This is a genomic window from Kordia aestuariivivens, assembly GCF_014397005.1.
Classification (GTDB): Bacteria; Bacteroidota; Bacteroidia; order Flavobacteriales; family Flavobacteriaceae; genus Kordia; species Kordia aestuariivivens.
In genome coordinates this window covers 12,347-35,911 of sequence record NZ_JACGWS010000014.1, presented here as the reverse complement: position 1 = coordinate 35,911, position 23,565 = coordinate 12,347, and the positions used below count along the sequence as shown (strand labels likewise).

At 33.7% G+C, this 23,565-nt stretch carries 23 protein-coding genes and 1 riboswitch; of the genes, 10 read left to right on the top strand and 13 right to left on the bottom strand.

The window, feature by feature from the left end; translation table 11 throughout:
- The first annotated feature begins 59 nt into the window (after positions 1–59).
- Positions 60–272, top strand: coding sequence for a hypothetical protein (locus H2O64_RS19350; protein WP_187563881.1), 213 nt, complete (start codon positions 60–62; stop codon positions 270–272).
- Between the two features lie 643 nt (positions 273–915).
- Here the strand turns inward: H2O64_RS19350 and H2O64_RS19345 are convergent.
- The 3 genes from H2O64_RS19345 to H2O64_RS19335 form a co-directional block, all read right to left on the bottom strand.
- Positions 916–1,671: an ABC transporter ATP-binding protein gene (locus tag H2O64_RS19345; protein WP_187563880.1), complete on the bottom strand. Its 756-nt coding sequence runs from the start codon at positions 1,669–1,671 to the stop codon at positions 916–918.
- A 204-nt stretch (positions 1,672–1,875) separates the two neighbouring features.
- Positions 1,876–2,907, bottom strand: coding sequence for a FecCD family ABC transporter permease (locus H2O64_RS19340; protein ID WP_187563879.1), 1,032 nt, complete (start codon positions 2,905–2,907; stop codon positions 1,876–1,878).
- Positions 2,908–4,083: an ABC transporter substrate-binding protein gene (locus tag H2O64_RS19335; RefSeq protein ID WP_187563878.1), complete on the bottom strand. Its 1,176-nt coding sequence runs from the start codon at positions 4,081–4,083 to the stop codon at positions 2,908–2,910. It lies immediately after the preceding gene.
- A gap of 72 nt (positions 4,084–4,155) precedes the next feature.
- Positions 4,156–4,395, top strand: a riboswitch (cobalamin riboswitch).
- Between the two features lie 65 nt (positions 4,396–4,460).
- Here H2O64_RS19335 and H2O64_RS19330 point away from each other — a divergent pair.
- Both H2O64_RS19330 and H2O64_RS19325 read left to right on the top strand, forming a co-directional pair.
- Positions 4,461–6,323 (top strand): TonB-dependent receptor plug domain-containing protein, encoded by a 1,863-nt coding sequence (locus H2O64_RS19330; protein WP_187563877.1) that lies wholly within the window; start codon positions 4,461–4,463, stop codon positions 6,321–6,323.
- A 142-nt stretch (positions 6,324–6,465) separates the two neighbouring features.
- Positions 6,466–7,698: a beta-1,3-glucanase family protein gene (locus tag H2O64_RS19325; protein ID WP_187563876.1), complete on the top strand. Its 1,233-nt coding sequence runs from the start codon at positions 6,466–6,468 to the stop codon at positions 7,696–7,698.
- Positions 7,699–7,860: 162 nt separating this feature from the next.
- Here the strand turns inward: H2O64_RS19325 and H2O64_RS19320 are convergent, their stop codons facing one another.
- Entirely contained in the window at positions 7,861–9,354 is a 1,494-nt protein-coding gene (locus tag H2O64_RS19320; protein ID WP_187563875.1) for a S41 family peptidase, read from the bottom strand.
- Between the two features lie 148 nt (positions 9,355–9,502).
- Here H2O64_RS19320 and H2O64_RS19315 point away from each other — a divergent pair, with 148 nt between their 5' ends.
- From H2O64_RS19315 to H2O64_RS19300, 4 genes are all read left to right on the top strand, one after another.
- Complete coding sequence (locus H2O64_RS19315) at positions 9,503–10,012, top strand: RNA polymerase sigma factor (protein WP_187563874.1); 510 nt, start codon at positions 9,503–9,505, stop codon at positions 10,010–10,012.
- Complete coding sequence (locus H2O64_RS19310) at positions 9,999–10,421, top strand: hypothetical protein (RefSeq protein ID WP_187563873.1); 423 nt, start codon at positions 9,999–10,001, stop codon at positions 10,419–10,421. Before H2O64_RS19315 ends, H2O64_RS19310 begins: the two co-directional genes overlap by 14 nt.
- A 3-nt stretch (positions 10,422–10,424) precedes the next feature.
- Entirely contained in the window at positions 10,425–10,970 is a 546-nt protein-coding gene (locus H2O64_RS19305; RefSeq protein ID WP_187563872.1) for a DUF4252 domain-containing protein, read from the top strand.
- Between the two features lie 99 nt (positions 10,971–11,069).
- Entirely contained in the window at positions 11,070–11,603 is a 534-nt protein-coding gene (locus tag H2O64_RS19300; protein WP_187563871.1) for a DUF4252 domain-containing protein, read from the top strand.
- Positions 11,604–11,678: 75 nt separating this feature from the next.
- On the opposite strand, the gene H2O64_RS19295 is transcribed toward H2O64_RS19300, so the two are convergent.
- From H2O64_RS19295 to H2O64_RS19285, 3 genes are all read right to left on the bottom strand, one after another.
- Positions 11,679–12,221 carry a hypothetical protein gene (locus H2O64_RS19295; RefSeq protein ID WP_187563870.1) on the bottom strand — a complete coding sequence of 181 codons (543 nt, stop codon included), beginning with the start codon at positions 12,219–12,221 and terminating at the stop codon, positions 11,679–11,681.
- A gap of 70 nt (positions 12,222–12,291) precedes the next feature.
- Positions 12,292–13,635 carry an adenylosuccinate lyase gene (purB, locus tag H2O64_RS19290; RefSeq protein ID WP_187563869.1) on the bottom strand — a complete coding sequence of 448 codons (1,344 nt, stop codon included), beginning with the start codon at positions 13,633–13,635 and terminating at the stop codon, positions 12,292–12,294.
- A gap of 64 nt (positions 13,636–13,699) precedes the next feature.
- Positions 13,700–14,272, bottom strand: a complete 573-nt coding sequence (locus H2O64_RS19285) for an MmcQ/YjbR family DNA-binding protein (RefSeq protein WP_187563868.1) — start codon at positions 14,270–14,272, stop codon at positions 13,700–13,702.
- 36 nt (positions 14,273–14,308) lie between these two features.
- On the opposite strand from H2O64_RS19285, the gene H2O64_RS19280 reads away from it, so the two are divergent.
- Positions 14,309–14,785 carry a heme-binding domain-containing protein gene (locus tag H2O64_RS19280; protein ID WP_187563867.1) on the top strand — a complete coding sequence of 159 codons (477 nt, stop codon included), beginning with the start codon at positions 14,309–14,311 and terminating at the stop codon, positions 14,783–14,785.
- Positions 14,786–14,930: 145 nt separating this feature from the next.
- Here the strand turns inward: H2O64_RS19280 and H2O64_RS19275 are convergent, their stop codons facing one another.
- Positions 14,931–15,620, bottom strand: coding sequence for an SIR2 family NAD-dependent protein deacylase (locus H2O64_RS19275; protein WP_187563866.1), 690 nt, complete (start codon positions 15,618–15,620; stop codon positions 14,931–14,933).
- Positions 15,602–16,777 carry a tetratricopeptide repeat protein gene (locus tag H2O64_RS19270; RefSeq protein ID WP_187563865.1) on the bottom strand — a complete coding sequence of 392 codons (1,176 nt, stop codon included), beginning with the start codon at positions 16,775–16,777 and terminating at the stop codon, positions 15,602–15,604. The genes H2O64_RS19275 and H2O64_RS19270 overlap by 19 nt, the downstream gene beginning before the upstream one ends.
- A 98-nt stretch (positions 16,778–16,875) precedes the next feature.
- Here H2O64_RS19270 and H2O64_RS19265 point away from each other — a divergent pair, with 98 nt between their 5' ends.
- Complete coding sequence (locus H2O64_RS19265) at positions 16,876–17,535, top strand: TrmH family RNA methyltransferase (RefSeq protein WP_187563864.1); 660 nt, start codon at positions 16,876–16,878, stop codon at positions 17,533–17,535.
- A 403-nt stretch (positions 17,536–17,938) separates the two neighbouring features.
- On the opposite strand, the gene H2O64_RS19260 is transcribed toward H2O64_RS19265, so the two are convergent.
- Entirely contained in the window at positions 17,939–18,397 is a 459-nt protein-coding gene (locus H2O64_RS19260; RefSeq protein WP_187563863.1) for a DUF1801 domain-containing protein, read from the bottom strand.
- A 140-nt stretch (positions 18,398–18,537) separates the two neighbouring features.
- Between H2O64_RS19260 and H2O64_RS19255 the strand changes: the two genes are divergently transcribed.
- Entirely contained in the window at positions 18,538–18,903 is a 366-nt protein-coding gene (locus H2O64_RS19255; protein ID WP_187563862.1) for a VOC family protein, read from the top strand.
- Positions 18,904–18,909: 6 nt separating this feature from the next.
- On the opposite strand, the gene H2O64_RS19250 is transcribed toward H2O64_RS19255, so the two are convergent.
- From H2O64_RS19250 to H2O64_RS19240, 3 genes are all read right to left on the bottom strand, one after another.
- The gene (locus H2O64_RS19250) at positions 18,910–20,550 is read right to left on the bottom strand and encodes an alpha-amylase family glycosyl hydrolase (RefSeq protein WP_187563861.1); all 1,641 of its coding nucleotides are present in this window, start codon (positions 20,548–20,550) and stop codon (positions 18,910–18,912) included.
- A gap of 204 nt (positions 20,551–20,754) precedes the next feature.
- Positions 20,755–21,528, bottom strand: coding sequence for a carboxypeptidase-like regulatory domain-containing protein (locus H2O64_RS19245; protein WP_187563860.1), 774 nt, complete (start codon positions 21,526–21,528; stop codon positions 20,755–20,757).
- 116 nt (positions 21,529–21,644) lie between these two features.
- Entirely contained in the window at positions 21,645–23,471 is a 1,827-nt protein-coding gene (locus H2O64_RS19240) for a DEAD/DEAH box helicase (RefSeq protein ID WP_187563859.1), read from the bottom strand.
- Between the last annotated feature and the right edge of the window lie 94 nt (positions 23,472–23,565).

Sequence of the window (23,565 nt, the reverse complement as noted above, 5' to 3'; positions counted from 1 at the left end):
TTATTTCTTTGTAGCATATACATTTGAAATATCAATTATTAACTAAAAATATAAACATTATGAAAAAAAAGAATTTAAAATCATTGACACTTACTAGAAAAACCATTAGTAATTTACACGAAGTATTAAAAGGAGGAGCAGTTTCTGGTTATTTATCGTGTAAGCCAGTAGAAGTGCCATTAACACAGAATAAACCAGGTTGTAATGATACCAAAGTAAATTGGTGTGATTCTAGATTTGGAGGTTGCGATTCATATTATTGCCCAAATTAGAACAACAACTAAAAACACAAATTGCGGCTAATTCTAGGTCGGGAGAGTTTTTCTTCCGACCTTTTTGTTTTATGAAGCTTTTTACTGAGAAACTACTTTTCATTCTTAACAAAAAGCTGATATTATTTAGCGTGAGTTCAATATGAAAATTAAACACAGTAATTTCTTCTTTAAAAAATGTCGTTGATATTTTTTGGTAAGAATCTTTAAGGAACAACTAGCATTAGTTGGTCGCTGCTCAAAATAAAAACAACTATTTTTCTATTTCAAAATCGTTTTGGCACGGAAATTGACATATAGTTTAATGTAACACGATGATGACATTACACAGAGCTGGTTACTTGAAGTAAAAGAGTCGTATTACATTTTGGTTGGTTAGTTAGTAAAAAAAACACCTTGCGCTTGCAAGGTGTTTTTTCTCTTTAAAAATCAGCTATAATTTTAACAAAAACCTTGTAGAATTTAAGAAAAAAGATTCCGTTTTGGCACGGAAGTTGAAATATAGTTTATGTAGTATGATGATGACGTTACACAGAGCTGGTTACTTGAAGTAAAAGAGTCGTATTACATGGTTGGTTAGTTTAGAATAAAACGTCTTATCGCTTGATAAGGCGTTTTTTCTTTTTAGGTAAAACCTAAAAGTTTATGTATTCTTCACTTTAAAACTTCCCGAAGTTGCATCAAAAGTAATGAGATCGTTTGGAAATAAAGCTTCAAAAACACCTTGACTAATCAATTCGCAGGGTGTTCCAGAAAATACCTTGCCATCATTCATCACAATCATTTCATCACACAACTGAATCGCCAAATCGATTTCATGGGTAGAAAACAACATCGTTTTTTGTGTATCGTGCGCTAATCTTTTCAGAAGATTCAACACGTATGCTTTGTGATACATGTCTAAATGTGTTGTCGGTTCATCCAGAATAATCATGGACGTATCTTGCGCCAACGCACGTGCAATCATTACTTTTTGCAACTGTCCGTCACTAAGTGTATAACACTTTCTATCTTTAAATTCGAGTAAATTTGTCTTCTCTAAGGCACTTTCCACAATCGCGTGATCGTTCTTCGAAAGGTTTCCAATCCAATTGGTATACGGTTGACGACCGAGCGCGATCAACTCAATAACCGTCAAATTTTTAGAAGGTAATTGTTCGGTTAATACCAAACTAATCTCTTTTGCCAAATCACCATTAGAATAGGCGTGAAGTGCTTTATTCTGCAATAAAATCTCTCCAGAAATTGGTTGTTGAATCTTTGCCAATGTTCGCAATAATGTAGACTTTCCAATTCCGTTTGCTCCAACCAACGCAACTAATTTTCCTCTTGAAACTTTAAAATCAATCGCTTCTGCAATCACTTTCGTGTTACCTTTCTCTTGATAACCAATGCTCAATTGCGAAACGCGTAAAACAGGATATGTAGTTGTTGTTTTGATAGGAATTATTTTGTGAATGCTAAATTACATTTTTTATTTTTGAGTTGTCAGTTATGAGTTGTGTGTTATGAGTTAAAAGTCTAACAATCCAAGAAGTCTAACAGCGTAGCGATACCAAAATACCAAAAGCGATAGCGATTCTAAGAGTGAAGCGATCTAGTATTAAAAAATCATCTTCCGTTTACGAACCAACAACCAAATCACTACGGGCGCGCCAATAATTGACGTAATGGCATTAATTGGTAACGTCATTTCACTAAACGGAACTTGCGCAATACTATCGCAAATTAACATCAAAATTGCACCAATCAAACAAACACTGGGCACTAAAATTTTATGATTCGTAGTATTAAAAAACAAACGTGTAATATGCGGAACTGCCAATCCAACAAAAGCTATCGGACCTACAAAAGCGGTGCAACTTCCTGCCATCAAACTAGTCGCTATAATAATGACAATACGTGATGTCTTAATATCAATTCCTAAACTACGTGCGTAATTTTCGCCTAAAAGAAACGCATTCAATGATTTTATAGCCCAAACGCTCAATCCGATTCCGAGAAATACTAAAAAGCTAAGAATACTCAATTCCTGCCAATCTAAATTTCCTAACGAACCCAATGTCCACATCATAAACTGTTTCAACTCTTCAGCATCACTAAAGTACGTCAGAACGCTTACAATAGCGCCTGTAATGCTTCCAAACATCAATCCGATGATCAATATCGACATGGTGTCTTTTACGCGATACGAAACCGCCATTACCGTAAGTAATACCAAGAAACTTCCAATACTTGCCGCAATGACCAAACTATAACTCGATAATAAAAGGGATGCAAAAAAACCGCCAAATGCAGATGCACCCATAATTAATAAAGCAACACCTAAACTTGCGCCCGAACTCAATCCTAAAACAAAAGGTCCAGAAAGTGGATTTCTAAATAGCGTTTGCATCAACAAACCACTTAACGACAAGCCAAAACCAACCAACATCGCTGCAATTGCTTTTGGTAAGCGAATGTCTAAAATGGTAATGCGCCACGTTTCTTTATCAATTTCGCCACCTGTAAATGCAGCAAAAATTCCTTTCAACGGAATTGATACTGAACCTAGACTAATATTCATCAGAAAACAACCGATTAGCAATACACTAAGCACTATAAACGTGAGTCGATATGTGGGTTGATTAGCCAATTAGTTTACAGGTTTAAAAAAGTAAGGTTCATACGTTGGTAATAAATCTGGATGAATTGCTTTGATGAGGTCTTTCAATACAATATCAGGTCGTGTTGGCGCTAATTCGTAATAGATAGTTCCACCAGTTTCGCCAATTGTATTTCCAATAGTAAATACTTTTTTATGCTTGAAAGGATCAAATTTCGCATATAATTCACTCGCTTTTTTTAGGTCTTCGTAGGTTTTAAAACGTCCGGGTCCAATCCAAATTTCGGCATCTGCAGCTTTATCCAACACGCTTTCAATACTTAACGACAAACTTCCAGTTCCTTCGGAATCCTTCCAAAGATAATCAGCGTTTGCATCTTTTAAAAATTGTGCCTGAAAACTATCGCCCGCAGGTAAATACCAAATATCTTTATACATCGCGCCACTTAAAACGGTTGGTTTTGTAGTTGCTTGTTGCGCTAGTTTTTTGGCTTCGTTATAATTTTGTTTAATCGTATTGAAAACTTCGGTCGCTTTGGCTTCTTTATGAAAGAAAGGCGCGAAAAATCGAATCCATTCAGCTCTTCCAATTGGAGTTGCTTCTGTCCAATCGCCATTATAAACCACTGGAATGTTTGCTTTTTGAATGGTTTTATACGTAGGATTTGTATTGTTGATCGAAAAACCAATGACTAATTCTGGTTGTAAATCAATTAGTAATTCAATATTAATTTGATCGTTCTGCCCAAGATCTTTCACTTTTTCAGCATCAATCAAAGCTCTTGTCTTTTCAGAAGAAATATAATTAGTATCAGGAAAACCTACCAACGTACTTTCTACGCCAAGCATTTCCAACATTGGAATGTGTGTGGTTGAAGTAACTACAATACGTTCAACAGGCGTTAAAACGATGGCATCATACGCATCACGATCAAGTGTAATTGTAGCTGCTTTTTCTCGCGGAATCAGCGCATACGTATAGTTTTTATCAGCATCTGGCCAAGGCGAAAGCACTTTAATAAGTGTAATGTCGCCTAATTTTTCAATCGTAAAACCTTTTGCATTCGCAATTGTACTTACTGTATTTTCAGTTGTAACTGGAAACGGATTCGTTGTTTCTTTTGCTTCCTTTTTTTCCGTTTTACACGAGAAAGTGAAAGCACAAAGTATAATTAAAAGGCAATAAATAGATTTGAATTGTGGCATGAATGGTTTTGCTAATTTTTTTCAAAAGTAATATTATTTCATCTTTTAGTAGATACATTCTAAAGAATGTTTATTTTTGCGCCGAATTTTGGTTTCGAACCTACGTTAGTATGTTTGAATTAAAAGGGAATCAAGTGAAGAGGCAACATGCTTCCATTCTTGGACTGTTCCCGCAACTGTAAGCATGTGCTGAAAGCTTTTTTCAGTACCTCATTTCAAAGATGAGTTGTTATAACTACATGACCACTGAGTATTCGGGAAGGTATATAACAAATTGCAAGTCAGGAGACCTGCCACATTTCGCAATTAATGTCAAACTTTCGGGATAAGAGTTTGCGTATGGAAACCCATACTTTATTCCCATAAAACGAAAAAAAATGAAAAAAACAGTACTATCTGTTAGTGCTTTGTTATTGGCGTGTACAAGTGTATTTGCGCAAGAACAAGACAAAAATGAACAACTTGATGAAGTTGTCATCTCAGATTCACGTCATGCATTAAAACGTGAAAACTCTGGAAAAACAGTGATTTCAATTTCTAGCGAAGAAATTAAAAAAAATCAAGGTAAAACCGTTGCCGAAGTCATCAACACCAAAAGTGGTATTGAAATTTTAGGAAGTAGAAGTAACGCAGGACAAAACTTGAGTTATTTTGTACGTGGTGGAAACAACCGTCAAGTATTAATTTTGATTGATGGAATTCAGGTAAATGATCCTTCTTCTATTGCAAATGATTTTGATTTACGTTTGATTGCGTTGGATCAAATAGAATCGATTGAGATTGTAAAAGGTGCTTCGAGTACACTCTACGGAAGTGGCGCAGCAACCGCAGTGATTAGCATTACAACCAAAAAAGCTTCCGAAGACACCATTGCTTTGCGTGTAAACAGTTCTTTTGGGACGAATCAATCACAAGACGATTCAGATTATAATGTAAACGATTTTTCAAATAGTGTTCGTATTGACGGAACTGTGGATGGAATCAGTTATGTTGTTGGTTTTGGTCATCAAAATACAGATGGATTGTCGGCTGTAATTGGTGAAGAAAGCGATCGTTTTTCTCGTATCAACACAAATGTGCGTATTGGATATAAATTTTCTGATGCTTTTGAAGCAAGTGTTTTTGGAAATATGGATAAATTCAAAAGTGATTTTGATAGTTCCTTTCCAATAGCAGATGCTGATTTTACAAGTGAAAGCGAACAATATCGATTTGGAATTGCACCAAAGTATACGTATAAAAATGGTAGCGTAACTTTAAATGCTGCTTATACAAAGATTGATAGAGAGTTTAAATCAAACTTTCCATCTACGTTTGAAGGTGAAACAATTGCGTTGGATGTTTTTAATAAATACAACTTCAGTAATAAGTTTTATACTGTTGTCGGTTTAAATTATATTGACAACCAAACGTTGTTTTTAGAAGAGCAATCGTCTTCAATTGTAGATCCATACTTAAATGTAGTTTATGTTTCTGATGTTGGATTGAATGTAAATGCTGGTGGGCGTTTAAACAACCACAGCGAATACGGAACACATTTTACATACAACTTGAATCCATCATATCGTATGCCATTCGGAAAAGGATATGCAAAAGCATTTGCTTCGTATAGTACATCATTTATTGCACCTTCTTTATCGCAATTATTTGGAAATTTTGGAGCAAATCCAAATTTATCACCAGAAGAAAACACAACATTAGAAGGTGGAGTAGAAGTGAAGTTCTCTGATAAATTACGTGTAAGTGCCGTTTATTTCAACAGAACAGAAGAAAATTTCATCGATTATGTCGTGACTGATTTTGTAACGTTTGCTGGAGAATATCAAAATATAGGAGCTGAATTTACTGTAAACGGTTTTGAATTTGAAGTTGCAGCAACGCCAATTAAAAACTTAACAGTGAACGCAAATTATACTTTCACAGAAAAGAAAGATGTAAAAGTATTGCGGATTCCGAAGCACAAAGCAAATTTGAATGTTGCGTATGCGTTTACACCAAAAACAAATGCAGGTATTTCGTATCAGTTTACTTCTGAGCGTTTAGACACAGACTTTTCAACATTTCAAGATGCAACTTTAGAATCATTCAGCTTACTTGGCGCGAATGTAAATCATACATTTAGCAAGCGTTTAAGTGGATTTTTAACCGTTTCAAATATATTCAACGAGGAATATACAGAGATTATAGGATTTACTACAAGAGGAACTAACGTTCGTATTGGATTCTCTTTAAACCTATAAGTTTATTTAATACTAGTACAAGTCGATTAAAGCCACTCCGCAAAAGAGTGGCTTTTTTGTTTGATCAATTACGTAAAAATACGCTATTGCACTTGGGAAAGTTAGAGTATCTTGTGACTCCTAACTTATAAACCATACTAGCATGAGTAGTCCAAATCCATTTCCAATTACAATTGTAAATAATTCAGGATCAAAAGAAGAAGTATATATTACGATCAAAGGAATCAATGCAGCTAAAGCTGGAAATAAAGTACAACAATTTTATAATCCAACAAAAAAAGTGTGGAGTGATACTTCTGTTGCTACTAAATTGAGTGACTTTTCTAAAAACGTGATCAATATGCCCAATATAGATTCGGGTATAGTATATCTTTCTTTTGGAAAAGCATTGGCATTTGCAAACAGAATTTCGCCACCAAATATTGGAAATCCTTCAGATCCAAGTTTTGACGTTGTGTATGATAAATTTGAAATTTCGTTTTTACCCAAAGATGGTTTTCCGTATATAGATATTACGAATGTAGATTTTTTATGTGTTCCTTTACAGTTACAAGAAACACTTCCCAACGGTACCACCAATGGTCCAAAAGGATTTAAGAAAGGCAGACAAGAAGTTTTTAAATCGTTTACTGGTGGACTTACTGGAAACTGGAAAACAATTATACAAAATCCAAATAATAAAGGAATCATTCGAATTATAGCACCAAATAAGGCATTGGTTGATCTTCCAAATGTAATTAACAATAATTTTGATGCAAGTTCATTTCAAACGTATGTAGATGCGGTTTGGGAATATTATGCAGAAGGGAAAAATAAATCGATTGCAGTTGATATGTCTGAAATTGCAGAATTTAATCCTGGCTATCAAGGTGTTATTTTTAATGGTGTTGTGAAGAAAAGCGGAGAATTTGTGTTTTCAGGAAAAGACGCCAATGGAAGAGCATTGCCAGATATTTCTTTTGAAAAGCCAAATGGAAGTAACGAAATAAAAGGTAGTATTTTTGGTTGTGCAGACCTGTTTGCAGCACCAAATAAAACACCACAATCTGTGCCTGCTAAAAATTTAGGCGCTGCATTTAATGTTGGACTTTTAGCGCATCCAAAGATTACAGATGATGTTTTATTCTTAATGCCTTCGACAACAAAACAAAAAAAGAATTGGATTTCGTATAAAGGTCATTTTTATACAAATACCATGAAATTAAAAAATGGAGATATTTTAGATTGTTATAATGTATATGCTAAAATTATACATGCGAATGCTATTGATAAAGATGATTATGCATTTGCTTTTGATGATGTAACACATAGCGATTCTACCTTAGCAGATAGAGATGCAACTGGTGCAATTGTAACCATTCAGAAAGTAGGATAAAGTCAAATATTAACGATACAAAAAACGCTTCTAAAAGTAATTTAGAAGCGTTTTTTTATGTCATTTATTGATTATGCTGTGTATTTAGAAAAGCGTCAATTCGAGTGATTTTTGATAAAAAAGTGTATCGAGAATAGTTTTTTTAAATGTTCAAAATCAATATTACTTAATAATCAATTTATGGTTTTGTAAAGCATCATCGCTGTCACCAACTTTTAAATCGATATACATACGATCTCCAGTAATTCTACGCAATTTTGTGTCTGTAATGAAATCAATTGGTACAACTCTAGTTGTATTGAAGTTTAACGGTCTTCCAGCCGCAGCAATATTTGCCAAAGCAGCAGCTAATAAAGGTTCCGTTTCATCACCTAAGATTCCTAAATTTGTCAAATCTTCTGAAATTACAATATCAGGTACTAATCCTTCTGTATAGTTTGAAAAACCTGCGCTATTTTCTAAGCGAGAAATTAACGGTTGCATTGCCCATTTATGATTTGAATTTAATTGTGAATCGCCAAATGTCCAAGAAGGTGAATCATATAAAGAAACCGAAGCTTCATTTTTCCCTCTCGAAGTTGTTCCTACTTGGATCACATCAATATACGGTTCTAGTGAATTGATCACTAATTCGCTTGCAGAAGCAGTACTTGAAGTTGTTAATACATATACTTTCGTTAAGTTTAAACCATTAATTGCCGCGCCAGAACTTAATGTGCCAGTGAAATAACGATTTTCTTGTTCGTCAGTTAGCTGTGGCTGAATTTTATCATTATATCTAAATCGTGTAAACAATAGACCTTCAAACTGTCCTGTTACCATACTTCCTATATTGATGGCAGAACTTACAAATCCTCCTGGATTGTAACGGAAATCTAATACTAAGTCGGTAACACCTTGCCCTTGAAAATCAGCAAAAACATCATTTAATTGTGAATCAAAGTTTGAAATAAATTGATTGTACACAATATATCCAACCTTTTTTGCGCCAACATCAATTGTTGAAGCGATCAAAATAGGATTTTCAGTAATATTCGTTTTTGTCAAATCAATATTTCTTCCGTTAGGTGTAATAGAACGAACTCCGCTAGTTACTGTTAAGTCCGCTAAATTGAATGTATAGTTTGTTGGATCTAATAAATCTAAATTGTTGTCTGTATCAGAATTATAGAATAAACTTTGTCCATTTACAGCATATACAATATCGCCACGGCGAATATCTTTTCCGTCTGCATCTGAGTTTGGTACAATATAACGTACATAGCCAATTACTTCAGAGCTTCCACTATTTAAAAAGATATAACTAATATCAACACCATTTGATTCTGAAGTTCCTTGTTGCGAATTTTGCAATACATCGTAGTTGTCTACAATCACACTAAAACGATCATCAGGATCACGTAAATGTTCAAATAAATCACCAGGATTTGGGAAACTATTTAAAAAAGAGATGTAATTTTCACTATCATCTAGCTTACTATCAGCTAAATCAGGAACTTCACCTTGCCAAAAATACCATAAATTTAGTCCTTTCCAAACGAAGTCCTGCACTTCTATACTTGCAGGTACACTAAACAGATTATCATCCTGATCTGTACAGCTTATGGTGATTACAGAAGCAGCAACAAATAGGAAGAGCAATTTTTTTATATTCATAATTTTCTTTATCATAGCAGTATCTTACTTAGGGTTTACTTTATAAACACTAAAAATAGCGACATTATTGTAAAATAAAAATTATTTGTAACAAATTATTAACTCGCTCGTCTTCCTTATAACTAACCGAAATTAAGTAACCATAGAAATGAAACAGGCAGATTTTTTACAGATGGTAATGCCTTTTAAAGACAAGTTATACAGACTTGCGAAGCGATTATTAGTTTCTAATGAAGAAGCTGAAGACGCAACTCAGGAAGTATTGTTGAAATTATGGTCTAAGAAAACAAAGATCGGTACGTATAGTAATGTAGAAGCTTTTGCAATGACAATGACTAAAAATTATTGTTTAGACAAATTAAAATCTAAACAAGCCAGCAATTTAAAATTAGTACATAGTAATTATAAAGACGAAAATACATCTTTACAAAAAGAAGTAGAATTAAAAGATAGTGTCAGTTTTGTGCATCAAATTATGGATGAACTACCATCGCAACAAAAAATCATTATTCAACTCAGAGATATAGAGCAATATGATTTTGAAGAAATTGCAAAAGTAGTAGACATGAACCCAACCGCAATACGCGTAGCATTATCAAGAGCAAGAAAATACATAAGACAAGAACTTATAAAAAAACACAACTATGGAATTAGCTAACATAGAAAATTTATTAGAGAAGTATTTTGAAGCAACAACAACGGTTCAAGAAGAACAAACGTTACAGTTGTATTTTTCGCAAGACAATGTGGCGCCGCATTTGCAAGAATACCAACCAATGTTTCAACACTTCGCTAATTTAAGAGGAGAACAATCAACACGCAATGTTCCATTAAAACCTAGAAAAAACTATTTAAAATGGATTTCAGTTGCCGCGGTATTTTTACTCACAACAGGATTATTTTTTAATGAATGGAATGAACAACGACTAGCTAGTGAAGCTTTTGAAGATTTCAAAACAACAATGACAATGGTCTCCAAAAATTTTAATAATGGAGCTAGTCACATCAATCATTTAAATCAATTTACAGAAACAACAAACAAAATTTTTATAACAGAAAACAATTAAAACATGAGAAAGATAATAGTATTAGTATTCTTAATGGCGTTGCCATTAGTTACATTCGGACAAAATATTTTTGAGAAATATGCAGACAACGAAGAAGTTGCTTATGTTTCTATCAAACCAAGAATGTTTAAAATGCTTGCTTCTATGGGCATCGATTCTGATGATCCAGAAGCAAAAGAATTTTTGAAAATGGTAAATAGTATTACGAGTTTTAAAACAATTGCAACTAGCAATGTTAAAATTTCAGCAGACCTTCAAAAATGGGTTGGAAGACGTTCAAACGACTTGGAAGAGTTAATGGAAGTAAGAGAAGGTGGTTCACGTATGATGTTTTACGTAAAATCGGGAAGCAGTGATACACAGGTTAAAGAACTATTAATGTTCATCACTGGAATTGAAGATAAAGTTAAAATTAGCGAAACAGAAATCAATACGGTTGTTGTATCGTTAACAGGAGATATTGACTTAAATCAAATTTCTAAATTAACAAGCAAAATGGATATCCCAGGTGGAGAACATTTAAAAGACGCGAAAAAGAAAAAGAACTAACATCGTATATGTTTCAAGTACGTCAATAGTTTCCTCTATTGACGTACTTTTTTATAGTATCAAAGAATTCATCATTCATCATCAACAATCAAAAAACACATGAAAACTATAAAATCAATTTTAGTACTGGTTTTTATAACCATTGGAATAAGCAGTTGTTCAGATAAAAACAGCTTGCAAAACTATATATTAGAAAATGCTGAAAAAGTAGGTTTCTCATCGAGTAGTATTCCAAAAAGTCTTATAAAACCTGCAAACTTAAAGTTAACTCCAGAACAACAAATAGCGTATGATGCTGTTGATCGTGTAAATGTATTGATATACAAATACGATCAAGAAAAGAAAGATGATTTTGAACTCCAAAATACAAGAGTGAAAACCATCTTGAAGCAGAAAAAGTACGAAGAGCTTATGAATTTTGGAAGCAAAGGAATCATCAAATATTCAGGTGAAGAAAATGCTATGGATGAGATTATTATTTTCTTATCAAATAAAGAAATGGGCTTTGCGGTCGCAAGAGTCAGCGGTAACGACATGACCATGAATAAATTTATGGAATTGTATAAAATGGTGGGCAATTCTTCACAAGGAGATTTTAACCTTGGAGCACTGACAAGTTTTATTACAAACTAAAAAAAGAATACTTAACTAAAAAAGGCTACATGTATATTGCATACATGTAGCCTTATCTTTTATAATTATTTACGTTTAAAATAACCTATTAGAGAAAAAGTATATTAAAATCAGCGCAATAATAGCAATTATAATACTAATGCTAATTTCTCTAATTTCTCTTTTCTTAGTAAGCAAACGAGTTTCGTAATCTTTCTGGGTAATTTCTAAATGTACTTCTTTGTTGTAAGAACCTAAGAAATTTTCCTTTAGCGTTTCAATTCCTTTCATAAATTCCTCAGAACTTATACCATCTTTAGCTAAAAATGTACAGGTAAAACTTTCATAAATGTCAAAATCTGCAAATTCATTTTGCAAATCATTGACAACTGACAAAGTATTTACATCTATTAAAGGTAATTTAACAATACCTTCCATTATCCCGTCAAGCGAAAGCCTTTTGAGAATTTCTTCTAAGTTGTTGTTCATACTACCGAAATGAATTCCAGAGCCGTATTTGTCCTTGATAAAAGACTTGAATGCTTTGTTGTAGATTACTTTTTTAATTTGTAACCGTCCAACATTCGCAGCAACATCCAAACTTTTGTCTACTTTCGAGTGTGTTAGCTTGATATCCACAGGGATTTATTTTGTTAGTTCTTTAGCTTTGCAAAATTAATAAAAAAAACACGCTAATTGTCATTAAATGTTAAATTCCTGTATAATTATTTGGATTTATGCTTTTTAATTCAGATTTTATAGTGTCTGAAATCGTTAAAGTGTCAATAAATTCGGCAATTGACGCTTCATTTATCTTTTCGTTAGTTCTTGTCAATCCTTTCAGTGCTTCATACGGATTTGGGTAACTTTCCCTTCTTAAAATCGTTTGAATGGCTTCTGCAACAACTGCCCAATTGTTTTCTAGGTCTTCTGCAAACTTCTTTTCATTCAATAATAACTTGGTCAATCCTTTTAAAGTAGACTGAAATCCAATGACAGTATGTCCAAAAGGAACACCAACATTACGTAACACCGTAGAGTCTGTTAAATCACGCTGTAAACGCGAAATTGGCAACTTTGCAGACAAATGTGTAAAGATCGCATTTGCAATCCCTAAATTCCCTTCGCTGTTTTCAAAATCAATAGGATTTACTTTATGTGGCATGGCAGATGAGCCAACTTCGCCCGCTTTGATTTTTTGTTTGAAGTAATCCATAGAAATATACGTCCAGAAATCTCTATCTAAATCAATTAAAATAGTATTGATACGTTTCAATCCATCAAAAATTCCAGCAAGATGATCGTAATGTTCTATTTGTGTTGTTGGGAATGAATGGTGCAATCCTAAAATACGCTCTACAAAATCATTTCCAAAGGCTTTCCAGTCAATTGCTGGATACGCAACTTTGTGTGCGTTAAAGTTTCCTGTGGCACCACCAAATTTCGCTGCATGCGGAATTCCTGAAATCGATTCAACTTGTGCTTCCACACGTGTAATAAATACTTCAATTTCTTTTCCTAAACGCGTTGGTGAAGCAGGTTGTCCGTGCGTTCTTGCCAACATTGGAATAGCAGCCCATTCGGTTGCCAATTCTTTCAATTTTTCTAATACGCTAACCAATTCAGGAAGATATACTTCTTGTAAAGCTTCTTTAATAGAAAGCGGAATGGCAGTATTGTTGATATCTTGTGACGTTAATCCGAAGTGGATAAACTCTTTATATTTTGAAATCCCTAATTTGTCAAATTCTTGTTTGATGAAATACTCAACAGCTTTTACATCATGATTGGTTACTTTTTCAATCTCTTTAATGGCTTGCGCGTCTTCTGATGAAAAATTTTCATAAATACTGCGCAAATCGTCAAACAAAGAAGCATCAAAAGTTTCTAATTGTGGTAAAGGAATATTGCATAAAGCGATAAAATATTCAATCTCGACTAAAACACGATATTTTATAAGTGATTCTTCACTAAAATAATTAGCTAAAGTGATGGTTTTGTTACGATATCTTCCGTCAATAGGGGAAATTGCGTTGAGCGTAGTAAGGGTCATTGTAGTTGTGTTGTTGTTTAAGCATACAAATATACTTGTTCCATTGCTTTTAATTCAATATTTTTTACTTTTTAGCTTTTTTAATTCTCTTGATGAGTTCGCGCCCTCTTGCTTTAAAAGCAGCACTTTGCGAAGTGTAATCGCGCTCTAAAATGATCAATAATTCTTCATGAATCCAATCAAATTCTTTTCCTAATAAATACAAAGAACGCATAGAATAGGCTTTTACAGCTACTTTTTGATCGCTTATCATCCAATCAAAACAAGCTTCTGTAATTTTTTCGCGCTGTTTTTTGGTTAACTTTTCTTGAGTTTGATTAGGTTCTTTATGGTAATATGCTTCAATCAAATATTCGGCAACTTTCGCCATTGGTCGTACTGCAGGATCTAAATGTACGGTGTGCATCTTTTCAAGATAGGTATCTAAATAGGGAAGTATTGCATCTAAGTTTTCTCTAGCGACAAACTCAAATAACCAAGCGGCTCTAGCTGAAATTTTATCGTCTATAGTAAATACCACTTTTAGGAGTGTTGGCAATAAACTAAGATTGTTTAAAACAATATCAGCATAATATTTTCGCTTCTCGCGAGAATGATTAACATAATTTAGCTCCGAATAGAGTTGTTCAAACGTCATACTTTTTATATTTTTAGACCAAATAAAAACAACGACATGAAGATAGTTAAAAAGATCGCAGTTTTGGCATTAATTGTATTGGTAATTTTACAATTTTTTGGGCCCGAAAAAAATGAAGGTGATATTGCAGACTTGCAACCATTTTTAACAGAAACCAATCCGCCAGCTTCAGTACAAGCTACCTTGAAGGTTGCTTGCTATGATTGTCACTCAAGCAATACGCGCTATCCTTGGTATAATAACATAGAACCAGTTTCGTATTGGATGGCTAACCATGTGAAACACGGAAAAGACGAGTTAAATTTTTCAGAATGGAGTACGTATTCTTGGAAACGAAAAGATCATAAACTCGAAGAGGTTATTGAAGAAATTGAAAAAGGGCACATGCCAATTGGTTCGTATTTATGGACACATAGTGATGCAAAACTAACCGAAACACAAGTACAAGAAATTGCTGATTGGGTAAAAAATGCACGTGCAATTATGGCATTAGGACAGCAAAAACCGCAGTAATTTTTTAATTTGAAAATTTGATAATGTGTCAATTTCTCATTGCTAAAAAATAATATGAGCGTTACTTTGAGTGAAATTTCATCAGTTCATTAAAATGAAATGATGAAATTTTATATCGAGAAGTACTCGGAATACAATTTTCAAATTAATTCAATAATTCCCTAACCACTTTAGGCACACCAACCGAAGCGTTTTCAGCAATCACTGTCAAATTTTGATATGATTTTTGTGGAACAGCAGGTTTTGGATCTATAAAGTAAATACGAGTGTTTTTTGGTACGTAATCTATCAAGCTTGCGGCAGGATATACTTGCATAGATGTTCCGATAATAATTAAAATTTCTGCCTGTATACATTTTGCAACAGCCGTTTCAATCATTGGAACTTCTTCGCCAAACCAAACAATATGTGGACGCAATTGTGCGCCATGTTCACACAAATCGCCTAACACAATATCTTCCGTACACTCATAAACTTTATACGGTGATTTAGTACTTCTCACTTTTGACAATTCGCCATGCAAATGCACAATATTAGAACTTCCTGCGCGTTCATGCAAATTGTCTACATTTTGCGTAATTACTGTAACATCGTATTGTTCTTCCAAAGAAACCAATGCTTTATGGCCTTCATTTGGAGTAACTTCTTTCAATTGTTTTCTTCTTTGATTGTAAAAGTCCAATACCAACACCGGATTTTCCTCAAAACCATTAGGCGATGCAACTTCCATAATATCATGTCCTTCCCACAAGCCATCTGCATCACGAAACGTTTTAATTCCGCTTTCTGCGCTAATTCCTGCGCCGGTAAGAATAACTATTTTTTTTCTTTCCATTTCTTATAAATTGGAGCGTTTGGTAAATGTTCAAATTCATTTTCTTTATCATCGATGAAATCTACCAAATCTTGTTTGGTATATTCTTCACTATCAATCATTTTATTGAGCAATAGAATATTATCTTCATGTTTCTCTAAAAAATCATACAAATACAGCAAACTTATTTTTGCCATTTCATAGTTTGGATATTCGTTCATGATATACGTATATGCTTTTTCGGCACCTTCATAATCTTCAAATTCCCACGCCATATTTCCTTTTACATATTCTATAAAATCATCTTCGGTAGCTTCTTGTAATGCATTTAAAGCGCCCATTGTAGCATTGTAATCTTTCAACATCACATGATAGTCTACTGCCATGAGTTGTGTAGAAGGATCATCAGGAAATTTTTTCAACAATTCATCAATAGCTTCCATATAATAAACATCATTAATCTCGGAAGCAACTTGAATTTTCAGTGTATAATAGATCTTCTGATTTTTAATGTCGCCTTCTAAATTATTCAACAAATCAAATGCTTTTTTATACTCTTGCTTTTCTAGTAATTTTTTGTATTGAAGAATAAAGAGAATATTGGCAATTCGATTTCTTTTTATATCAATATCATCAATATACTGTTTTGGAATTGCCATAAGATATAGCTGGCGTAAGGTTTCACTCAAATATTCGCCCGTAGAATAGATGTATAAATCTTCAATAAGAAACTTTTCATTTACATAATTTAATTGATAATCATGATAATTTAATCCTTCTTCATCTGAAAACATACGAAATAGCAAATGATATTTTTGTTCACTATCGTTGTAATAATAGTTGACAATATCATACGAATTGTCTTTTTCCATGCTTTCGATAATTTTCAATGGAAACGCCTCAAATCCTTTAAAAAAACCATCTTTGAATGATGAGTTAAACTTCTTTATTTTCTGACTCTTATTTGTTTCTTCTAGACTTAATACCACTTTTTTAGTAAAACCATCTTTGTCAAAATTATTTATAAAAAACGTGGTTTCTTTTTCATAAAAAGAATCTTGAAGTTGTTCTCCAAATACAATAACTGTAGCATCGTTAATAGAATCGTTTACAGCAAAATTTTGTGCAAATATGATTGTAGAAAAACAGCATAGGAGCAAAGTGAAAATATATTTCATTTAATATGTTTTAGGAAAACAAAAATAACCAAATTATATCGATTTTATAATTGTGGTTACTATTTTGCTCGAATCTGTTTTTATGATAGTTTTGCAATATGATCGACAAAGAATTACTAGAACATCTTGAAGGGTATCTTACGGAACGAAGGAGAGGTCTGTTTACCAAAGTGTTAGCGTCGCGTACACGCCATTTTACAGTTGCTGTGGAAGATGTATATCAACTCCATAATACAAGCGCAGTATTGCGTAGTTGTGACGTTTTTGGCGTGCAAGATGTGCATGTAGTGGAAGCGCAATTGGGGAAAAAGATGGATCGGGAAATTGCGATGGGCGCACAAAAATGGGTTGATATTCAGCGATATAGTAATACACAAACCTGTATTGATACGCTAAAACAGCAAGGATATCGTATTATAGCGACAACACCGCATACAGATTCTCAATACTTACATGAGTTTGATGTAACGCAAAAAGCAGCTTTCTTTTTCGGAAAAGAAACAGAAGGTTTAAGCGAAGAAGTATTAGCGCAAGCAGACGAATTTTTAAAAATTCCAATGGTAGGTTTTACTGAAAGCCTTAATATTTCTGTTTCTGCCGCTATCACTATTCAGCATGTGACGAATTTATTGCGAAACTCTGACATTGCTTGGCAATTGACTGAAAATGAAATTTTAGAAAAACGGTTTGATTGGTGCAAAAAAACAATCAAAAGTATTGATGATATCATAAAACGCTACCGCGAATTACATTCTTGATGAAGATCACCAATATGTTACTCCTTTTCTGAAGTGCATGAATACTTATAAAGTGAATAGAAATTCAGCAATATAAGCTAAGGCAACTAAAGAAGTTATAACTGAAGGGATAATTATAATCCAAGTAATGATGCGATCTTTTTTACTTAAATAGGTCATAAACTAAGCTAATTATTTTATTAGTTACTCAAAAGAAGTAAAAAAATAAAATAAAATAGAATTTTAGATTGTATGTTTTGAACAATTAGTTATTCAGAATTAAATATCAGATAAACTGTATTTTTGAAAGTAAAATCTTTACTATTTATTGATTTCTATACCTATAAATTATTGCAAAGTTAGAATGAATTCATTTGCTATTAATTTTGATAACAACACTAAAATTGCTCGGAAGTAACCAAAACTACTTCTTTATCACATTTGCTTCATACAAATCAATCCAATCTTGAGGTGTCATTTTTGTTGCCAATTCCGTGAGTAAGACATACGGAATATCGTCCATTTTTTTAAAACGAATACAGCTTTTCCCCATATCTAGCTTGCGTTTAGAATGTTTAGGATATTCGGTTGTAAACCAAGCTAACAATTCAGGATTTGCATAAATTCCCATGTGATACAACGCTACAAAATTCTTCTGCGAAGCAAAACTAATAAAAGGCAATGGAAGTTTCGGATCGCAATGATAACCGTTTGGATAGGTATCATGTGAAACTACAAAAGATGGCATGTTGTAGCCAATTGTTTCTGAAAAACCTTTGGGTAAATTTTCTTGAAGAATACTTCTAATTTTGGCTATTACTTCTTTTCGATCTTCTGGAAGTTGTGCAATATATTCGTCAACAGAATTAGCTTCGTATTTCATGAGATTGTTTATTTTGGAAATTTAAAATTAGTAAAAAATTTGTAACAGCAATTGTATTTTATTTTCGATTCTAATTTAGAATGAATTTTTTGTTTTAAAAAAAAAGCTATCTTTAAGTAGTAAACGTAACATAAAATAATATGGTAAACTGGTTTGAAATTCCAGTGATTGACATAAATCGCGCACAAAAATTTTACGAAACTGTTTTTAAAGTTTCTATTAAAGTTCAAGATTTAGGAGGATTATTGTACGGATGGTTTCCCCCAAAACCAGCTTCAGAAAGTTGTACAGGCGCGTTAGTAGAACATGAATCATATGTCCCAAGTAAAACAAATGGTGTCTTAGTATATTTTGCTTCTGAAGATGTTGATACAGAATTAGCAATTATACCAGAAGTTGGCGGAACGATAGTTCAAGGGAAAACACAAATTTCTCCCGAAATAGGTTATATGGCTGTTTTTATCGACCCCGAAGGAAATAGAATTGCGTTACATTCAAAGGTGTAAAATAAACTATTGGTGTAGCAATACAATCGAAAACTCAGAATCAATCGTCACTTTTCCATCTTTTACTTCTGCTGTTTTCCCAGAGTAATGATCCGTTACAGTGATGCCATTTTCAAATTGAGTTCCCACAGTAATTTCCTTGCTTCCTTTTGCCAAATCTAATCCAACAACAACTTTGTCATTTTTATAGCTTCTAGCGAATACGTACGGACTGTTGGAAAGCATTGTATGTTTTCCAGCGCCAATTGCAGGATGTGCTTTTCTAAAAGTTCCTAGTTTTTGCCAATGTGCTAATAAATCTTTGGTTGCTGCATCATTCATCATCTCCCAATTCATAAAAGAACGCAATGTTGCATCGCCTTCAGTTCCTTCAATGATTAATGAACGCTTGGTTTCGTCACCGTAATATACTTGCGAAATTCCTGGCGTTAATAATAATTTGGTGGCTGATTCGTAGGTTTTGTTTCGTGCTTTATCAAACGGATCGCCATCATCGTGTGAACTGATGTAATTCATCACGCTTTTCCCTTTTAAATCATTGTGAAGAATTCCGTCATACTTAGAAAAAATACTTTCGTAATCTCCTCTTGCATCATATTTGAATTGAAAATTGATTAAATTATCAAACCCATTTGCGTAATAATCTACTTTCTTGTCGCCAAAATCATAAAAGCGTTTTGAATCTATTCCGTAACCGTACAATTCGCCCAACATAAAGAAATTGTGATCATCTAAAACTGATTCCGGATACGTTTCTTTCCATTCGGTAAACGCTAGTTGTGCTTGTTCGTTTAATGTATTCCAAGCGTCTTCTTCCACATGTTTTACCGTGTCAACTCTAAAACCATCCACACCATATTCGCGAACGTAATCTGTCAACCATTTTATGATGTAATTCTTTGGACTTTTTTCTAAACCAGTTGAAGTGAAAAACGCATCCAACTCTTTCATCTCTTGTTCGTAACGACCTTCTGCTTTCCATTTTGCAACTAGTGGAGCAGGTAATGTCACAGTTTCATTACTATTTGTCAATACATCTGGAAGGTTTTTAACAAGTGTACAATCTACGGCAGTGGCATAATTTTGATACGAACAGTTTGGTCCAGTACGCACCCAATTATCATCCCAAACAGGATCTTTTTCTGTTACAGGACCTGTATGATTCATTACAACGTCCATCAGGATTCTAATTCCGTGTTCGTGTGCTGTATCTATTAATGCTTTAAAATCTGCGGCAGTTCCAAAATTGGCATCAAAGTTTGTCCAATCTTTTGTCCAATAGCCGTGAAACGCATACGTATTTCCTGTTCCTTCATTAGTACTATCGTGAATTTGCTCTAATACAGGCGAAAACCAAATTGCGTTGATGCCTAAATCGTCAAAATAGCCATCTTTTATTTTTTGTGTAATTCCAGCCATATCACCGCCCATAAAACCTCTGAGTTTTGCAGGTTCTTTTGTTCGATCGTAATTGATGTCATTTTCTTTATTTCCATTGTGAAAACGATCTGTCAACATAAAATATACGTTTGCAGCTTCCCAGACAAAAGGTTGTACTTCGGTAGTTGTTTTGGCAACTTCAGAAGGTTTTGATTTGCATCCAAAAATAAATAGAAATCCTAAAAAGAGTAGTGATAATTGCTTCATGTTTTATGTATTAATTGAATAAAAACAATTGCAATATAAACGATACGATGATATTTTCATACCATGAAACCGACAATCGATTAAAAAATAGTTACGACAACGATTGAGTTGTTATAACTTTTTACAAAAACGATCTGTTTACATAAAAAATTGGCAAAAAAATGTAGTAAAATTATAGATTTTACAAAAAATAGGAGTGAAGGTTTACTTCTTCTTTTCTCTGCTCAATATTTTATATTCTTCGTAACAATCGTTAATTGCATCTAAAATTTGTAAATCATTTGCAGTTGTAATGAACGTTTTAGAGTAATTACATAAAGAAAGAATTTCGTCAATATCTACACGTTCAACTTGAAGCAACTCACGAAGCATTTGACGGTCAAATTTTGAAGCTAATAAATTTCTAATCTCATCATCTTCCTTCATCTGACGCAGTTTCCGCATTTGTTTTGGCTTCTTACCAAAAACTTTTTGCAAGAAATCAGCAGGATTGAAAATGGCACCTAATACGCTAGAAATTGCACCAGGAGCATTTTGTCCAGCTTCATATCCTGTAGAAAGTCCCGCAATACGGTAACGATAGTTTGGACGAAGAGGAACGTTTTTAGCGTCAATATCTAAATACCCTGTGAGTTTATAAGGTGTTAAAACAACTTTTTCAAGTGCATAGGCTAATTCCGTCAATCGGATTGTAGAAGAACCTTTGTACTTTAACATGTCATTCGTTACGCGAACCTTGATTGATTTGAATCCTAAAAAAGAAAAGAATATGATATCGTCGGCTTTTGCTGTTAATTCAAATTCTCCTTTTTCATTTGTAATAACACCTTTAATTGTGGTCAAATTTACGACGTGTACATTTGGCATTGGAGTATCATCCGAATCGTTCACAACTTTTGCATACAATTTTTTATCAGTTTGCGCAGTAAGTGAAGTTATGGTGAATACTAAAAGGATAAGGAACGAAAGCTTTTTCATGTATGCAATTTTTAAAATCAGCCGATTTGACTAATTCTCCTGTAAAAATACTAAACAAAACTAAAAAAAGTGCGCCATGGCGCACTTTTTACTTAATATTAACACTTATGGTATTATTATTTTCTTCTTGATCTTCCTCTGAATCCGCCACCGCTATCACCGCCGCTGCTTCTTCTTCTTCTTCCACCATCCGATGAAGAAGATGATGAACTATCTCTTCTTCTGCGATCTCCGCCACCGCTATCTCCGCCGCCAGAACGTTTACGGTATCCACCGCCTCCGCCACCTGAGCGTCTTCGGTTTCCACCACCGCCACCGCCGCCAGTAGTTGATTCTTCAACATTTACAAAACGTCCGTCAACTTTAAAGTCTGTGAAGTGTGTTAAAACTTGTTCTTTTTTCTCAACATCTGTGTTGAAGAAAGAGAAACTTTCTTTAACATCTACTTTGTAAACATCATCACGACCTAAATCTAAAGTTTCTTTTAAGAAATCTTTTAAACGCATCCAGTCATATCCGTCTTTTTCACCAACATTGATGAAATAACGTGTGCTGTTAGAGTTTCCGCCACTTCTTGAATAGTGATTGTCAGAACCAGAATCTGCATACGAATCAGAACCGCCTTTTTGGTTGAGATCTTTTGATTTTTTATAGTAATTGTAGAATCTGTTAAATTCAACAGAAACCATTCTTTTAATTAATTCTTCTTTAGAAGTATCTTCAAAAATTTCACTGATAGAAGGTAAAAACTTTTCTACTTCTTCGTTTACTTCCGTATTGTGAATTTTGTTTGCCAAGTGAAACAATTGAATTTGACAAATTTCCATTCCAGATGGAATTGTTTTTTGTTCAAATTTTTGTTGAATTTTACGTTCGATAGCTTTTATCTTACGCATTTCACTTTTTGTTACAATCACAATCGAAACTCCTGATTTTCCTGCTCTACCTGTACGACCACTTCGGTGCGTATACGTTTCTACTTCGTCAGGAAGTTGATAGTTAATTACGTGTGTAATATCGTCTACATCAATACCACGCGCAGCAACATCTGTTGCTACTAACATTTGTATTTGACGTGATCGGAATGATTTCATCACTAAATCACGTTGATTCTGGCTTAAGTCACCATGAATCGCTGCTGCATTATAACCATCTTCAATTAACTTTTCAGCTACTGCTTGTGTATCACGTTTTGTTCTACAGAAAACTACTGAAAATATATCTGGGTTTGCATCTGACAAACGTTTTAATGCTAAATAACGATCTCTACCACCTACTGTGTAATATTCGTGACTTACCGTATCTGTTCCAGAATTACGCGATCCAACCGTAATTTCTTTTGGAGAATGCATAAATTTCTTAGCAATTGCAGTTACTTCTCTTGGCATGGTAGCCGAGAATAACCATGTATTTTTTTCATCTGGTGTGTGCGATAAAATGGCTGTAATGTCTTCATAGAATCCCATGTTTAACATTTCATCAGCTTCATCTAAAATACAGTATTCAATTTTAGAAATATCAACCAAACGACGGTTGATCATATCTTGCATACGTCCTGGTGTTGCCACAACTATTTGTGCACCTTTCTTTACTTGTTTTGCTTGATCGGTAATACTTGCACCACCATAAATAGCAACAACATTAATGTTTTCGTATTTAGAGTAGTTTTTTAATTCGTTGGTAATTTGCAAACACAATTCACGTGTAGGAGAAAGGATTAATCCTTGTGTTGTTCTGCTATTCGCATCAATTTTTTGAATTAACGGAAAACCAAATGCGGCTGTTTTACCAGTTCCTGTTTGTGCTAATGCTACTACATCAACGTCTTCGGTAAGTAATAATGGAATTGCTTTTTCTTGTACTTCACTTGGGGTTTCAAAGCCCATATCCTGAATTGCACGCAAAAGCGAGTCTTGAAGACCTAATTCTTCAAATTTTGTCATATTGTAATCTTAAAAAGGTTCGTACAGCTTCTTGCTGTGTTGAGAAGTTACATGGAGCGCACGACCTTAAATAAAAATACCTTGACGCTGCATA

Bases quoted from the DNA above. Each gene is read 5' to 3' on its own strand.
- H2O64_RS19255 (WP_187563862.1), top strand. From the start codon at position 18,538: ATGGTAAACTGGTTTGAAATTCCAGTGATTGACATAAATCGCGCACAA.
- H2O64_RS19265 (WP_187563864.1), top strand. From the start codon at position 16,876: ATGATCGACAAAGAATTACTAGAACATCTTGAAGGGTATCTTACGGAA.
- purB (WP_187563869.1), bottom strand. From the start codon at position 13,635: ATGACCCTTACTACGCTCAACGCAATTTCCCCTATTGACGGAAGATAT.
- H2O64_RS19320 (WP_187563875.1), bottom strand. From the start codon at position 9,354: ATGAATATAAAAAAATTGCTCTTCCTATTTGTTGCTGCTTCTGTAATC.
- H2O64_RS19245 (WP_187563860.1), bottom strand. From the start codon at position 21,528: ATGAAAAAGCTTTCGTTCCTTATCCTTTTAGTATTCACCATAACTTCA.
- H2O64_RS19275 (WP_187563866.1), bottom strand. From the start codon at position 15,620: ATGGAAAGAAAAAAAATAGTTATTCTTACCGGCGCAGGAATTAGCGCA.
- H2O64_RS19310 (WP_187563873.1), top strand. From the start codon at position 9,999: ATGGAATTAGCTAACATAGAAAATTTATTAGAGAAGTATTTTGAAGCA.
- H2O64_RS19335 (WP_187563878.1), bottom strand. From the start codon at position 4,083: ATGCCACAATTCAAATCTATTTATTGCCTTTTAATTATACTTTGTGCT.
- H2O64_RS19250 (WP_187563861.1), bottom strand. From the start codon at position 20,550: ATGAAGCAATTATCACTACTCTTTTTAGGATTTCTATTTATTTTTGGA.
- H2O64_RS19350 (WP_187563881.1), top strand. From the start codon at position 60: ATGAAAAAAAAGAATTTAAAATCATTGACACTTACTAGAAAAACCATT.
- H2O64_RS19240 (WP_187563859.1), bottom strand. From the start codon at position 23,471: ATGACAAAATTTGAAGAATTAGGTCTTCAAGACTCGCTTTTGCGTGCA.
- H2O64_RS19270 (WP_187563865.1), bottom strand. From the start codon at position 16,777: ATGAAATATATTTTCACTTTGCTCCTATGCTGTTTTTCTACAATCATA.
- H2O64_RS19260 (WP_187563863.1), bottom strand. From the start codon at position 18,397: ATGAAATACGAAGCTAATTCTGTTGACGAATATATTGCACAACTTCCA.
- H2O64_RS19315 (WP_187563874.1), top strand. From the start codon at position 9,503: ATGAAACAGGCAGATTTTTTACAGATGGTAATGCCTTTTAAAGACAAG.
- H2O64_RS19330 (WP_187563877.1), top strand. From the start codon at position 4,461: ATGAAAAAAACAGTACTATCTGTTAGTGCTTTGTTATTGGCGTGTACA.
- H2O64_RS19305 (WP_187563872.1), top strand. From the start codon at position 10,425: ATGAGAAAGATAATAGTATTAGTATTCTTAATGGCGTTGCCATTAGTT.
- H2O64_RS19325 (WP_187563876.1), top strand. From the start codon at position 6,466: ATGAGTAGTCCAAATCCATTTCCAATTACAATTGTAAATAATTCAGGA.
- H2O64_RS19285 (WP_187563868.1), bottom strand. From the start codon at position 14,272: ATGACGTTTGAACAACTCTATTCGGAGCTAAATTATGTTAATCATTCT.
- H2O64_RS19300 (WP_187563871.1), top strand. From the start codon at position 11,070: ATGAAAACTATAAAATCAATTTTAGTACTGGTTTTTATAACCATTGGA.
- H2O64_RS19280 (WP_187563867.1), top strand. From the start codon at position 14,309: ATGAAGATAGTTAAAAAGATCGCAGTTTTGGCATTAATTGTATTGGTA.